Genomic DNA, 12,337 nt, shown 5'->3' with positions numbered 1-12,337 from the left:
TTCGATTATTCGGCCTAAAGGCCTCACCCTGCGGGCCAACGCTGAAGCGTTGTTCAACCCGGCGCAAGCGCCAGTTGTCCGAGTCCGGGCACCATATTTAGAAGAACCCGCCTATGGCGGGTTTTTTGCTTTTCGGGGATAGGACTCTCCATCGAACAAGTTCGATTATTCGGCCTAAAGGCCTCACCCTGCGGGCCAACGCTGAAGCGTTGTTCAACCCGGCGCAAGCGCCAGTTGCCCGAGTCCGGGCACCACTAATTCTGCATGAAATCACGCTGGTTAGAGGTACACCCTTTAACGGGCGGAACAAAGGAACCAGCAGGTTGATATCGCAGTGTATTCCGCATTTTCACACTCGATATTTATAATCAGGCTCCTCTTTAAATGACACTATACTAGCCTGACCTGCTCCCCGTTGATTAGTACACCGCTATGTCAAAGCATGACTGGCATTTTCTTCACATACTGAGATCATCAATTCGTTTGCTAGTCAGTGAAAAAGTGCATTCAGGATACTTTCAATCATCTCGGTCACCAACATTGATGCTGGCTGTCTTGGCCATTGTTTTTCCTAATGTTTGTGGGGCAAGGGGCACAAAATGAAGTAAGGAGCTCAATGCCCGCATTAGCCTTTTCAATAATTAGTGCGGTAGCCGCCGTACTGATGCCTTTAAGCTGGGGGGCCAGCCCACCACAGTCACCAGTACACGGCCTACGAGATAGTTATATGCCGTTGGAGAAAATCTCCTGCCGCAGCAGTACGATTTCCTTAGCCAGATCGTGACATAGCATGGCTGTCATCAGATGATCCTGTGCATGCACCATGATCAGGTTTACCGGGATCTTGCCCACCCCTTCATCCAAGCCAATCAACAGTGTTTGCACTTTATGCGCTTCACGTGCGGCAACCTGTGACGCTTCCAATGCTGCGTGCGCCTGCTGCCATTGCCCTTGTCGGGCCGCCTGAATGGCAGACATCGAGTGGGATCGCGCTTCACCGGCATTAATCAGCAGCTCCATTAACGTTTGTTCCAGATCGAATGACATTATTGCCTCATTGGTATGCCAATATTGGTTTTTTTATCATATTGGAATTCCAATACTCTCTTGTGAGAGAAAGATCACAGAAAAATACTCTAATTAGCCTATTTTTTGGTATGCCAAATCACGAAGCGGCGGTACGCGAATTGGTCGACTAAGCAAGCACAACACAACAAGAGGTGGTGTCATGTCATTTCGGGACCGGCTAATAGACTCTCTGGGAGCCTTCGCCAATACGTTCAACAGTTACAGATATATTATGGCCATCAAGGCGTCGTTCATCACGTTGATGCCGGTGATCATCGTCGGCGCGTTTTCGGTGCTGATTTCCAATATGGTGATGGATCCCAAGAATGGCCTGGCGAGCTTCGCCATGTTTTCGTTCCTTGCGGATCTCAAGCCGATCATGAGCAGCATCAACTACGCCACGCTGAGCTTTCTCAACATTGGCGCGGTATTCCTGATCGGCATCGAATTGGGCAAGATTAACGGGTCGCGATCATTGTTCCCCGGCCTGCTGGCGGTGATCTGTTTTATCTCGGTCACGCCGACCACCGTCGAACTGATGGTCAACAACCAGATGCAGCTGGTGAAAGACGTACTGGCAAAACAGTTTTCGGATACCCGCAGCCTGTTCCTCGGCATGTTTATCGCCATTTTGTCGGTGGAGATATATTCCAAACTGGAAACACTCGACCGGCTAAAAATCAAAATGCCGGAAAGCGTTCCGCCTAACGTGTCTGCATCTTTTTCAGCACTGATCCCGGCGATCATCACCGTGGTGGCAATCGCAATTTTTGGCTTTGTCTTCCATCGCCTCACCGGCATTTATCTGTATGACGCGGTATACCAGGTGGTGCAGCAGCCACTGGAAACGGTGGTGCAAAGTCTGCCGGGCATCCTGATCCTGATGTTCGTGGCGCAGTTGTTCTGGGTCATCGGCATTCACGGCAATCAGATGGTAAAACCGATCCGCGAGCCACTGCTGCTGGGGGCCATTATGGTCAATATGACCGCCTTTGAGCAGGGCAAGGACATCCCCAACATCATCACCATGCCGTTCTGGGATGTTTATATGAGCATCGGCGGATCCGGCATCACGCTGGGGCTGCTGTTTGCGGTGATGATCGCCACCAAGCGCAAGGAGATGCGAGAAATCGGCAAGCTGTCGCTCGGGCCGAGCTTCTTCAACATCAACGAACCGGTGATCTTCGGCATGCCCATCATGCTCAACCCTATCTTGGCGATCCCGTTCATCATCACGCCGCTGATTACCGGTACCATCGGTTATTTCGCCACCAGCATCGGCTTTGCCGGTAAAGCGGTGGTGATGGTGCCGTGGACGACGCCGCCGATCATCAACGCCTGGCTGTCGACCGCCGGTTCGATGGGCGCGGTGGTCACCCAATTAATTTGCATCGTGGTTGCCACGCTGATTTACCTGCCGTTCGTCAAAGTCGCCGCACGCCGTGCCGCACAGGCTGAACAATCCGTTATACAGAATGCATGAGGTCAGTAATGAGTCAGGTTTCAATCGAGATACCCAGGGATTTCATTCTCGGCGCGGCGGCTTCCGCCTGGCAGACCGAGGGTTGGAGCGGTAAAAAGCAGGGGCAAGATTCTTACCTTGATTTATGGTATCGGCACGATCGCCACGTTTGGCATAACGGCTATGGCCCATCGGTCGCCACCGATTTTATCAACCGCTACCCTGAAGACGTGGCTTTGATGAAGCAAAGCGGCGTCAGCCACTACCGCACGTCGATCAACTGGGCGCGCTTTCTTACCGATTATGAGCTGGGCGTGGTGGATGAAGATTACGCCGCTTATATCGACGCCTTGCTGGACGAAATGAAACGCCAGGGCATCGAGCCTATGCTGTGCCTGGAACACTATGAGCTGCCGGGCTGCCTGCTGGAAAAATACGGCGGCTGGAACGCCAAGCGCGTCGTTGAACTGTTCGTGCTGTATGCCCGCCGGGTGTTCGAGCGCTTCGGTGCCAAGGTGACGCGCTGGTTCACCTTCAATGAACCGGTGGTGGTGCAGACGCGGGTTTATCTTGACGCTATCCGCTGGCCGTACGAGCAAAATACCACCAAATGGATGCAGTGGAATCACCATAAAAATCTGGCGACCGCCTCGGTGGTGCAGCTGTTTCGCCAGATGAAATGCGCCGGCAGCATCGGAGTGATACTTAACCCGGAGGTGACTTATCCCCGCTCCAGCGCACCGCACGATCGGCGTGCCGCCGAGCTGTATGATTTGTTCTACAACCGGGTTTTTCTCGACCCGGCGATCAAAGGAGAATATCCGGTGGAACTGCTGGCGCTGCTGAAAAAGCATGAGGTGAATTTCGCCTGGACACCGGAAGAAATGGCGTTGATCCGCGACAACACCGTCGACGAAGTGGGCATCAACCTCTATTACCCGCACCGGGTCAAGGCGCCGAGCCGCGCATGGCATAGCGCAACGCCGTTCCATCCTGCGATGTACTACGAGCATTTTGAACTTCCGGGGCGGCGGATGAATAAATCGCGCGGCTGGGAAATCTTGCCGAAAATCGTTTATGACATGGGCCTGCGCATGCGCGACGAGTACGGCAACATTCCATGGTTCATTGCCGAGAACGGCATGGGCGTTGAGGACGAGGCGCAGTTTAAAAACGCTACGGGGGAAATTCAGGATGACTACCGCATCGAGTTCATCCGCGAGCATCTCTATTGGGCGTTGAAAGCGGTGGAAGCCGGGGTGAACTGCCGAGGTTATATGCTGTGGGCATTTACCGACAATCTGTCGCCGATGAACGCCTTCAAGAACCGTTACGGCCTGATTGAGATCGATCTGGACAACCGGCGCAACCGGCGGCAAAAAAAATCAGCGCGCTGGTTCCGCGCTCTGAGCGACAGCCGGCAGCTGCTTCTGACGCTTGACGACGAAAACAAATAAGGACTTGCTGATGAAACGAATCGTTCTGGCCTGCTCGGCGGGCATGTCCACCTCGCTGGTGGTCACCAAAATGGAAAAAGAAGCAACAGCGCGCGGGCTGGCGTTGCAGATCTACGCCATCCCTGAACAGAATCTGCGCGATGAGCTGCAAAGTTACGGCAACGACATCATCGCGGTGCTGCTGGGGCCGCAAGTGCGCTTCAAGCTGACGGAAAACAAAAAGCTCACCGACGAACACAGGATCCCTATCGCGGTGATTGATTCTGTGGCTTATGGCACGTTAAACGGCGCAAAAGTACTCGATCAGGCGTTGGATTTGATAGACTAGCGTCGCTGTCGTTCCAACGGCTGGCGGATGACTCCATCACCCGCCAGCCGTTGGAACGAACTTTTCAGGGCTAAAAGCCTGTTGCAGACAAAGTATGGCATGGGCCAAGCGTCTTTCAGAGTGAAACGGTGGACAAAGTCGTGATTCCGCAGGAAAAAAAGCAGTATCAGGAGATTGGACGGGACCTTCGGCAGAAAATTCAGCAGGGCCATTTTGCTATCGGCACGCGGCTGCCGCCCGAGCGCAACATTGCCGAAACCTACGGCGTCAGCCGCACTATCGTTCGCGAAGCGCTGCTGATGCTTGAATTGGAAGGAACGGTGGATATTCGGCAAAGTTCGGGGGTCTACGTGATGCGTATTCCGAGCGAAGCGGCGGAAGATGACGATCCGCTGCTGCAAAGCGAAGTCGGGCCGTTCGAAATGCTCCAGGCGCGACAACTGCTGGAAAGCAATATTGCGGCGTTTGCCGCCAAAATGGCCACCAAGGCCGATATCGAAAATTTGCGGCGCACGCTGGAACAGGAGCAACGCGCCATCATTGCCAATGACGAAAGCGGCGATAATGACAAAATGTTCCATTTACTGATCGCCGGCGCGACGCAGAATCAGATGCTACTGGATACGGTAAAAAGCATCTGGCAGCGGCGGGATGCCAGCCCGCTTTGGCAGCAGTTACACAGCCGCATTGCCACTAAAGGCTATCGGCTGAAATGGCTGGCCGATCACCAGAGCATTCTGGCGGCGCTGCGCCGTCGCGACGTGATGGGATCGTATCAGGCCATGTGGCAACACATGGAAAACATCAAGGGAACGCTGATGGAGCTGTCCGACGTCGATGCGCCGGAGTTCGACGGCTACCTATTTGAGTCGATACCGATCTTCCAGGGAAAATTGGTGTGATAAGTCAAGCAGACCAACACAGGGTGTTGCAGATCGCTATCGCGTTCTCATGAACAGATGAAGAAACAGCGGTGAAACAGACGAGCAGCATGAAACAATATACGGCGTAGGTGAGCTGATTGCTTTCGAGATCATGGTCGCCTAGGTAATTAAGCATGCTGAGTTGCCGGATAAGCCGCGTTTGAGGTTCGCGATAAACCTCCCTTCCCGCCTTCTGCGCCACCCACAGCAATGAGCTTTTTCTATTAAATTTGAAGTGCCCCCACGACAGTAGACATTTTCTGTCCTCACGACGAGGCCTGTTCAAAGGCCTCCGGGCTGACGCCGCCAAGATGACTGTGGCGCTGGCCCGGTTGTAGAACACTTCAATGTAATCGAAGATATCGGCTTGGGCCAGAGCCCGGGTTCGACGACAGCACTCCAAACGTCTGCGCCTGCAGCTGCTCTGGGTCATCGAGGTAAATAACAGCCACCGAGGCATCATTGTTGTTCGGGGGGAATCGGTATAGAGAACCGCGCCGGCAAGCACCGATGCCGGCATCAGCAGAGGGAACAACGTCAGCAACGTGCTGATTTTCATGGCGTGCACTCCTGCATGGATAGGATCCACACAGGGTGAAAGGCAGCAAAGAAGTCTTTATTGGTTTATAAAAGTTTTTCGGTTTTCAGTCTTGAAAATCATCGTTTTCGAGGTAATAGATGACGGCATCAAGCATCTCATCCTCTGTTGCTTGCTGATTGTGGTTTCTTTTGTTGATGACAATATCTTTGAAGGTAGGGGCCTCAAGGAATGTGGACCTTTCCTCTTCCATCTCAAATTCTTCGTCATCATTTTCGGGCAAATAGTAATTCTGTTTTTGCAAATCTGACTTTAAATTCGTATCAACATCATCATCAATAAAGATCCATCCTGTCTCAGGTAAAGCGTCATATTCTTTTAAAAGCCCAGAAAAACCTTTAATTACCTTCATATTATTCTCCTCATCGTCTACAGCTCGTGCCGCCACCCCATTTGTTACGTCCACCTAAACCATCTGGGTGATAAATCTTGTGATAATCACGATGGTCAGGGCGATCAACCAGTTGCAGAGAACCTGGAACATCACCGTGATGCCAAGTCATTTCAGGAGGTGATGATCCCCGGAAGTTCCCCTTACTACTTGGCTGTACATGCGTCACTACACCAGGATACTTAGTTTGCATCGTTCTCTTAAACTCAGGATCCGTTTGCAAGCGATGATAAACCGACTCGTTTGCACGGCTAAAGTGCTCTTTATCTGTCATAGTATACTCTGAAGAGTCCAAAGTATGTTCATGGAACACATGGTACTTCCCTAAACCACGTTCACCCTCCCCGCGGTATAGCCCCAACGGGTCAGTCCATCCCAACGGATTCGGCGCATACAGATAAAGATTCAACCCACCACGCAGCCCAATCGGATCCTGCGTGGTAAAGCGCCCTACTTCCGGCTCATAGTAACGGAACAGATTATAGTGCAGACCGCTTTCGTCGTCCTGATACTGGCCGGCATACCTCAGCGGCTGGTCATAGACCACGCCATTGCGACGTTCGACGCCGGCGACCGTCTGGCCGATTAGCTTACCGAAGGTGTCGTAGTTGCCGGACCAGCGCAGGTTACCTTCGATGTCGGTGACTTCCAGCGGTGCGCTGTTGAGGTCGGTATGCAGCCAGTAGATATCTGCCTATTTGCCATCACCCGCCTGTTCGAGCGCCGCCAGCGGCGTCCACGCACTGGCAGGGTCGTAGCTCCAGGTTCTGCGCGTGCCGTTGTCCCGCTGCTCCTGCAGCAGCCGGTAGCCTTCCCACAGAAAACGCGTCGTTTCCGCTGTTTTACCTTTGTAGCTGACCGTCTTGCGCGTGTGGCGCCCCAGCGCATCGTACTAACCGCACTCTTTCGTTAGACCGTGGCCAGCTCCTGTTCATGAGCCTGCCACTGCGGTGACTGCAGTACGGCCCTGGCCTGGCGTTCGGCTTCATCCGGGTTCGACGACAGCTCACCAAACGTCTGCGCCTGCAGCTGCTCCGGGCCATCGAGATAAATAACGGATACCGATGCATCGACGTTACTCGGGGGATGGTGAGAATCGGTATAGAGAACCGTACCGGCAAGCACCGATGCCGGCATCAGCAGAGGGAACAACGTCAGCAACGTGCTGATTTTCATGGCGTGCACTCCTGCATGGATAGGATCCACACAGGGTGCTATGACGTGGTCAGAAAGGCAGCAAAGAAGTCTTTATTCGATTATGAAAGTTTTTCGATGTTCAGTCCTGGAAATCATCGTTTTCGATGTAATAACGGACCGCTTCAAGAAGTTCTACACTTCCAGAAGCAGGACTGTGCTCTAATTTATTGTCAATAATCGCCTTAAAGATCGGCGCTTCAAGGAAAGTGCCGTAGTTATCTTCAAAATCCATTTCTTCGTCTTCGTTTTCAGCAATATAATAACTACCGTTGACTATATCCTCTTCAGAAGAAAGGCTGAACGATGGAGCGACATACAGCCAACCTACATCAGGCAAGCCATCCTTCATTTGAAGCAACTCATTAAACCCATTAATAACAATCATTTAAACCTCCGCCATTTTCTGCAGGATGTCCCGCCGCCCCATTTATTACGGCCACCAGTCCCATCCGGATGGTAAATTTTATGATCATTAAAATCTGCCCAACGTAAGTACGATGGGGGTTTTCATGGTGTGCGACGAGCTTAGAAAGGCAGCAAAGAAGTCTTTATTGGATTATGAAAATTTTAATATCATGAAAGAATGAGGGTCGTCTTACTACCGTTGAAAATTGCTTCAAGATACTTTCGCAACAGAGCAATTTTTTCAGGCGTATTACGCACCGTTTCAGAGAACACACCTTCGAGCCTCGAGCAACCGAAATGCTCGTGTGAATCAGGCGTGATAACCACCTCTAAACGGTCAGAATGCAAAATCACTTTCTCGATCACTGCTGATGCTTCATAAACGGACTGTGATGTCTGCAGGCCGATCCCCTCATCAATTGAGTCATTATCTTCATCATCCAACCGAGTAATGATTAGATAATTCTCAGGTGACTGCTCATTATCGCCCAGAGCAACAGTGAGCACATCGTCCTCTTCGTAACATACCAGTACATTGAATTTCATCGGGCTCATTAGTACCTTAACTAATCCAAAATTAATGAAACTTTCTCATTGGATTCATCAATGTCACAGTACAACACAAATACTCCCTGAGTGACCGTAAAGTCTTGGATTTTTTCTCTGTTACGCAAGGCTTCTACGTCAAAATCCGCCAAGTATCCCATACCACAGATGCTCAATTTGCCGTCTGACTTGAACACCCCAAGTTTGGAGATGTTCTCTGCAGGTTTTGAGCACTTCAGAGACACCTCATACAAGCCCTCAGGCACGTCAAAAATAGGGACAATGACCCCCGCTTCGGTCAACTTGTCTGCCGCATCATTAGTCGTCATAAAGGTGAGCAAATCCTTTCCTATACCGTTCACTTTCATGAAGGACAGCAACGCCTGTTCAGAGAAAACGACAAAACCGTAAAACTCCGGAAAAATCCTCATATTCTGGTAGAGAGACCTCAAAGGCTTATCTAAACAAAAGCAACCTCTGCAGAACCAACCTTAACGACGTTAAGACCAGTCAAGCGAGCGCCCACTCCATGCTCAGTATCTCCCTCCCACCTGAACAGCAACCCAAATTCTTCATGCTCCCCGGGGAATACATAAACTTTCATTAATTCCAAACCTGTAGAGTCTGAATGATAGATATCCTTGATATACGCTTTAATTGCCGTTTTTACGGACTTGCTCATCTCATTTTGATGCCCCCGTAAAAAATCAACGGAGTCCTCTAACTGTTGATCTACCTCGTCAGATTCGAGATATATGATGTCAACCTCGTTAGAACCAAACCCCTCCAGAACGGCCTGTGCCACCATTCCTTCATCATCTTCATAAAAGTCCAATGTATCTTTACTCATCACTTTTCCTACTTTTCACAAGTAAATGATTTTGCAACTTTCTTTGCCTCAGGTGTTTCGTATTTCACACCATGATGCTTCTCAAACTGACTAACAGACCCTGAGTGAGGGAAAGACTCTTCATGCGCTGCCGTCTTCACCAGTTGCATCGTAGATGTATTCGTTTTGGGATCATAATCATCAAGATGGTGCCAAGTATAATCCGTTGGGTGAGACCTTCCCGTAATATTCCCGGAGGCATTCTCAAAACCAGCGATTTGATTTGCTGCTTTGAAGTCTCCATACCGTCCCCCTGTTAGCTTAATTTTGACTATGCTGACGCCATCTGGATATAGGGCATCACTACCGGAGAAATCAACACCCGGATATCTTGAAAGGCCCAACGGGTCAGTCCATCACAACGGATTCGGCGCATACTGATAAAGATTCAACCCACCACGCAGCCCAATCGGATCCTGCGTGGTAAAGCGCCCTACTTCCGGCTCATAGTAACGGAACTGGTTATAATGCAGCCCGCTTTCGTCATCCTGGTACTGCCCAGCATAACGCAGCGGCTGAGCGTAGAGCGCGCCTTTGCGACGTTCGGCGCCCGCCACCGTCTGGCCGATTAGCTTACCGAAGGTGTCGTAGTTGCCGGACCAGCGCAGGTTACCCTCGATGTCGGTGACTTCCAGTGGTGCGCTGTTGAGGTCGGTATGCAGCCAGTAGATATCTGCCTGTTTGCCATCACCCGCCTGTTCGAGCACCGCCAGCGGAGTCCACCGGCTTGGGCTGCCAGATGAACCAGGAGACACCGATCAACGAGTTGTTCATAACTTGTAAAACCGTCAAGGGCAGGTTGCAGGACTTTATTCATTTGTCGCAACCTTTTATCATTCAGAAACCCTCTCCCTTCCATTTCAACAAATTTGACCGGATACTCAAACCCAATCGCTCAGTTCTTTGGAACGCTTTTCCCCATTCTTTTTGTACACCGTCCTTCCCCCCACACTTACGCTCATTCAATTAGTATTTACCAGCATCCGTGGTTTCTACGTAAACAACTCACCAATAAAATCAGAAAAGGAATCAGCCACTTCCTCTAGTTCCTTTTCATCCATTAAAAATACAAAAACCCTGCCAAATGAATCATCTTCTTTCTTAAGCGACAAGAGAAAACTGTTCCCACCCTCATCATAAGCAAACGGCACCATATCCTTTAGTTCAGCAAAGGACTCCGTAAGATCTTGATAAATTACCTCAATCGGCAAGTCACCATACTTTATTGGGTTAAAACCACCTAACATGAAGATATTTCCCTCTTCGTTATCAATGGGATAACCACCATTATCCTTGAGAAAAAAATCTTTAAAAGAATCAGGCAAATCATTATTAAAAAGCGCATTAAAGGAATCCATCTCCTCTACTGACAGCGCTTTCTCCGAGTCTGAGAGATACATTAACAGTTTCCTCCAACAGGTTTACGGACGCGATTTCTCGCAGGGAAGGTGTATGCTTTTCCAGTTGCCGCCTTATACTGACTTACCCCCCTACATAGGGATACCTTGGTGTGCTTTTTGTTTTACTAACTGCATAGTACCTATATTTGTCTCATGATTATAATCATCCAGATGATGCCAGACATAACCACTCGGTATTTTTTCTGGCTAAGCCCAGCTTCCAAATTAGCCGCAGTGAAATCCTGAAGGTAGTCCCCTGTATATTCAATTTTCACAATGGGGTTAACTCCTTCCCTTAGATTATACAGAGCATTACTCCCTGAATAATCGAGTCCTCCGGCAGGTGTCTTAGCAACACCACTAAATCCCCGATCCTCCAATTTTGCTATAGGATCTACAGCCAATCCTAGCGGGTCAATCCATCCCAGTGGATTCGGCGCATACTGATACAGGTTCAACCCACCACGCACCCTATTGGGTCCTGCGTGGTAAAGCGCCCTACTTCCGGCTCATAGTAACGGAACAGGTTATAATGTAGCCCGCTTTCGTCATCCTGGTACTGGCCGGCATACCTCAGCGGCTGTTCGTAGACATACGGGATAACGGCGAGTTGTATCTGGCGGGGGATTGGCTAACGCAGTGTGGTCTGACCGGGCAACCGCTGGCGTTCAGCGTGATGCCCGGCAAGGTGTTGATTCAGATTAGGCAGGATAATATATTAGCGTAATAATAGATAAAAATAACCGGGAAGATCTTCTTGGGATCTTCCCGGATTTTATCTATGGCGACTGCTTCAGCGCGTCTTAATGGCTAGCTGTCTCCAAGAGATTAACATCCGGCCTCATTCAATGACCTGACCGCCATAAAGAAAAATCAGAAACATATATTTCTTTAAATATCATATCGCTAGGTATATTTTCGATGCTATCCCCGATTTCATCATAAGGTGATGGCAATATAAGCGAGAAGCCAAAATCATCGTCAATAATCACTGAGCCATTAAATATACGTTGTTTTTCAGTTAGAGCAATAACCTCTTTCATCGATTGCCCTGTATGTAATATATTTTTATATTTCCCTTTATATTCTTGATTGCAACCAATTGAGAAAATTAAACCGTCATGATCAGTTGCGATCGTTATAGTTTTATTTAGTATATATGCATTCTTTTTACTCCCATCAGGCAGAGAGTACTGCTTAACCTCAACATTAAAAAAAGAATACATTTCATCTATATATGAAGATATGTTTTCATTCAGGCTAACATTGCCTAATGAACAACCAGATATTATTTCAGCATTAAAATCCATCATATTAAAACCCACCATTTCTTAACGCGCCATCAATATATACTGGAGAGTCTTTTATTAGATCGTAGTTTTTAAATTCACCATGACCGATCCTTCCAAAGACAACACCCTCACCATTCTTGACTCTATAAACCTTCCAGTAGTCATTGCCATGAATATTCGGCTGACTTGCATTTCCTCCTGGATGATAGTCTAGTTTATATGTTGCCCCGGATTTAGTAGTACGTACATATTGAGTATGTTGAATCGCATCGGGTCTTCCTGCTTGAGGATAATGTTTAGTCCAACCACGGCTAGTCAGGAACGCATCAACATCCGCAGGTTTTTTACCTGATAATTTATCAACCCACCTTTATGTAATTT

The 12,337-nt window shown here is 49.4% G+C and carries 14 protein-coding genes and 6 pseudogenes; 5 read left to right on the top strand and 15 right to left on the bottom strand.

From position 1 onward, the window contains the following. Window positions 1-723: 723 nt before the first annotated feature. The gene (locus ACGS9J_RS09225; RefSeq protein ID WP_442230617.1) at window positions 724-1,047 is read right to left on the bottom strand and encodes a PTS lactose/cellobiose transporter subunit IIA; all 324 of its coding nucleotides are present in this window, start codon (window positions 1,045-1,047) and stop codon (window positions 724-726) included. 181 nt (window positions 1,048-1,228) lie between these two features. Here ACGS9J_RS09225 and ACGS9J_RS09220 point away from each other — a divergent pair, with 181 nt between their 5' ends. The 4 genes from ACGS9J_RS09220 to ACGS9J_RS09205 all read left to right on the top strand — a co-directional run bounded on the left by ACGS9J_RS09220 (window position 1,229) and on the right by ACGS9J_RS09205 (window position 5,217). Beyond that, on the top strand, window positions 1,229-2,551 hold the full coding sequence (locus ACGS9J_RS09220) for a PTS sugar transporter subunit IIC (protein ID WP_442230616.1): 1,323 nt from the start codon (window positions 1,229-1,231) through the stop codon (window positions 2,549-2,551). Between the two features lie 8 nt (window positions 2,552-2,559). Beyond that, window positions 2,560-3,987 carry a glycoside hydrolase family 1 protein gene (locus ACGS9J_RS09215; RefSeq protein WP_442230615.1) on the top strand — a complete coding sequence of 476 codons (1,428 nt, stop codon included), beginning with the start codon at window positions 2,560-2,562 and terminating at the stop codon, window positions 3,985-3,987. A 10-nt stretch (window positions 3,988-3,997) separates the two neighbouring features. After that, a complete protein-coding gene (locus ACGS9J_RS09210; protein ID WP_442230614.1) occupies window positions 3,998-4,315 on the top strand; it encodes a PTS sugar transporter subunit IIB in 318 nt (105 codons plus the stop codon). Between the two features lie 128 nt (window positions 4,316-4,443). Next, window positions 4,444-5,217, top strand: coding sequence for an FCD domain-containing protein (locus ACGS9J_RS09205; protein WP_442230613.1), 774 nt, complete (start codon window positions 4,444-4,446; stop codon window positions 5,215-5,217). Window positions 5,218-5,504: 287 nt separating this feature from the next. On the opposite strand, the pseudogene ACGS9J_RS09200 reads toward ACGS9J_RS09205, so the two are convergent. The 13 genes and pseudogenes from ACGS9J_RS09200 to ACGS9J_RS09140 all read right to left on the bottom strand — a co-directional run. Beyond that, window positions 5,505-5,623: pseudogene (locus ACGS9J_RS09200) on the bottom strand (IS3 family transposase); the annotation flags it as partial. Further along, a pseudogene (locus tag ACGS9J_RS09195) lies at window positions 5,619-5,797 on the bottom strand (TIGR03757 family integrating conjugative element protein); the annotation flags it as partial. The pseudogenes ACGS9J_RS09200 and ACGS9J_RS09195, both read right to left, overlap by 5 nt. 85 nt (window positions 5,798-5,882) lie before the next feature. Then, the gene (locus ACGS9J_RS09190) at window positions 5,883-6,188 is read right to left on the bottom strand and encodes a DUF7716 domain-containing protein (protein ID WP_442230612.1); all 306 of its coding nucleotides are present in this window, start codon (window positions 6,186-6,188) and stop codon (window positions 5,883-5,885) included. 10 nt (window positions 6,189-6,198) lie between these two features. Then, a pseudogene (locus ACGS9J_RS09185) lies at window positions 6,199-7,119 on the bottom strand (RHS repeat-associated core domain-containing protein); the annotation flags it as partial. Window positions 7,120-7,139: 20 nt separating this feature from the next. Beyond that, a pseudogene (locus ACGS9J_RS09180) lies at window positions 7,140-7,403 on the bottom strand (DUF1525 domain-containing protein); the annotation flags it as partial. A gap of 100 nt (window positions 7,404-7,503) precedes the next feature. Then, window positions 7,504-7,809, bottom strand: a complete 306-nt coding sequence (locus ACGS9J_RS09175; RefSeq protein WP_442230611.1) for a DUF7716 domain-containing protein — start codon at window positions 7,807-7,809, stop codon at window positions 7,504-7,506. Between the two features lie 188 nt (window positions 7,810-7,997). Next, window positions 7,998-8,375 carry a hypothetical protein gene (locus ACGS9J_RS09170; RefSeq protein ID WP_442230610.1) on the bottom strand — a complete coding sequence of 126 codons (378 nt, stop codon included), beginning with the start codon at window positions 8,373-8,375 and terminating at the stop codon, window positions 7,998-8,000. Window positions 8,376-8,395: 20 nt separating this feature from the next. Further along, window positions 8,396-8,743, bottom strand: a complete 348-nt coding sequence (locus tag ACGS9J_RS09165; RefSeq protein WP_442230609.1) for a hypothetical protein — start codon at window positions 8,741-8,743, stop codon at window positions 8,396-8,398. Window positions 8,744-8,835: 92 nt separating this feature from the next. Continuing rightward, complete coding sequence (locus ACGS9J_RS09160; protein WP_442230608.1) at window positions 8,836-9,225, bottom strand: hypothetical protein; 390 nt, start codon at window positions 9,223-9,225, stop codon at window positions 8,836-8,838. 8 nt (window positions 9,226-9,233) lie between these two features. After that, window positions 9,234-9,992 (bottom strand): annotated as a pseudogene (locus ACGS9J_RS09155) (RHS repeat-associated core domain-containing protein); the annotation flags it as partial. A 264-nt stretch (window positions 9,993-10,256) separates the two neighbouring features. Further along, window positions 10,257-10,664: an SMI1/KNR4 family protein gene (locus ACGS9J_RS09150; protein WP_442230607.1), complete on the bottom strand. Its 408-nt coding sequence runs from the start codon at window positions 10,662-10,664 to the stop codon at window positions 10,257-10,259. 90 nt (window positions 10,665-10,754) lie between these two features. Continuing rightward, entirely contained in the window at window positions 10,755-10,835 is an 81-nt protein-coding gene (locus ACGS9J_RS09145; RefSeq protein WP_442230628.1) for a hypothetical protein, read from the bottom strand. A 230-nt stretch (window positions 10,836-11,065) separates the two neighbouring features. Next, window positions 11,066-11,253: pseudogene (locus tag ACGS9J_RS09140) on the bottom strand (RHS repeat-associated core domain-containing protein); the annotation flags it as partial. A 21-nt stretch (window positions 11,254-11,274) separates the two neighbouring features. Here ACGS9J_RS09140 and ACGS9J_RS09135 point away from each other — a divergent pair. Then, on the top strand, window positions 11,275-11,391 hold the full coding sequence (locus ACGS9J_RS09135) for a SymE family type I addiction module toxin (protein ID WP_442230606.1): 117 nt from the start codon (window positions 11,275-11,277) through the stop codon (window positions 11,389-11,391). A 118-nt stretch (window positions 11,392-11,509) separates the two neighbouring features. Here ACGS9J_RS09135 and ACGS9J_RS09130 read toward each other — a convergent pair whose 3' ends face one another. Then, window positions 11,510-11,977: a hypothetical protein gene (locus ACGS9J_RS09130; RefSeq protein WP_442230605.1), complete on the bottom strand. Its 468-nt coding sequence runs from the start codon at window positions 11,975-11,977 to the stop codon at window positions 11,510-11,512. Between the last annotated feature and the right edge of the window lie 360 nt (window positions 11,978-12,337).

The organism is Serratia quinivorans, assembly GCF_052113645.1.
GTDB lineage: Bacteria > Pseudomonadota > Gammaproteobacteria > Enterobacterales > Enterobacteriaceae > Serratia > Serratia quinivorans_B.
The sequence above is the reverse complement of the archived record's forward strand: the minus strand, read 5'-3'. Positions and strand labels throughout refer to the sequence as shown.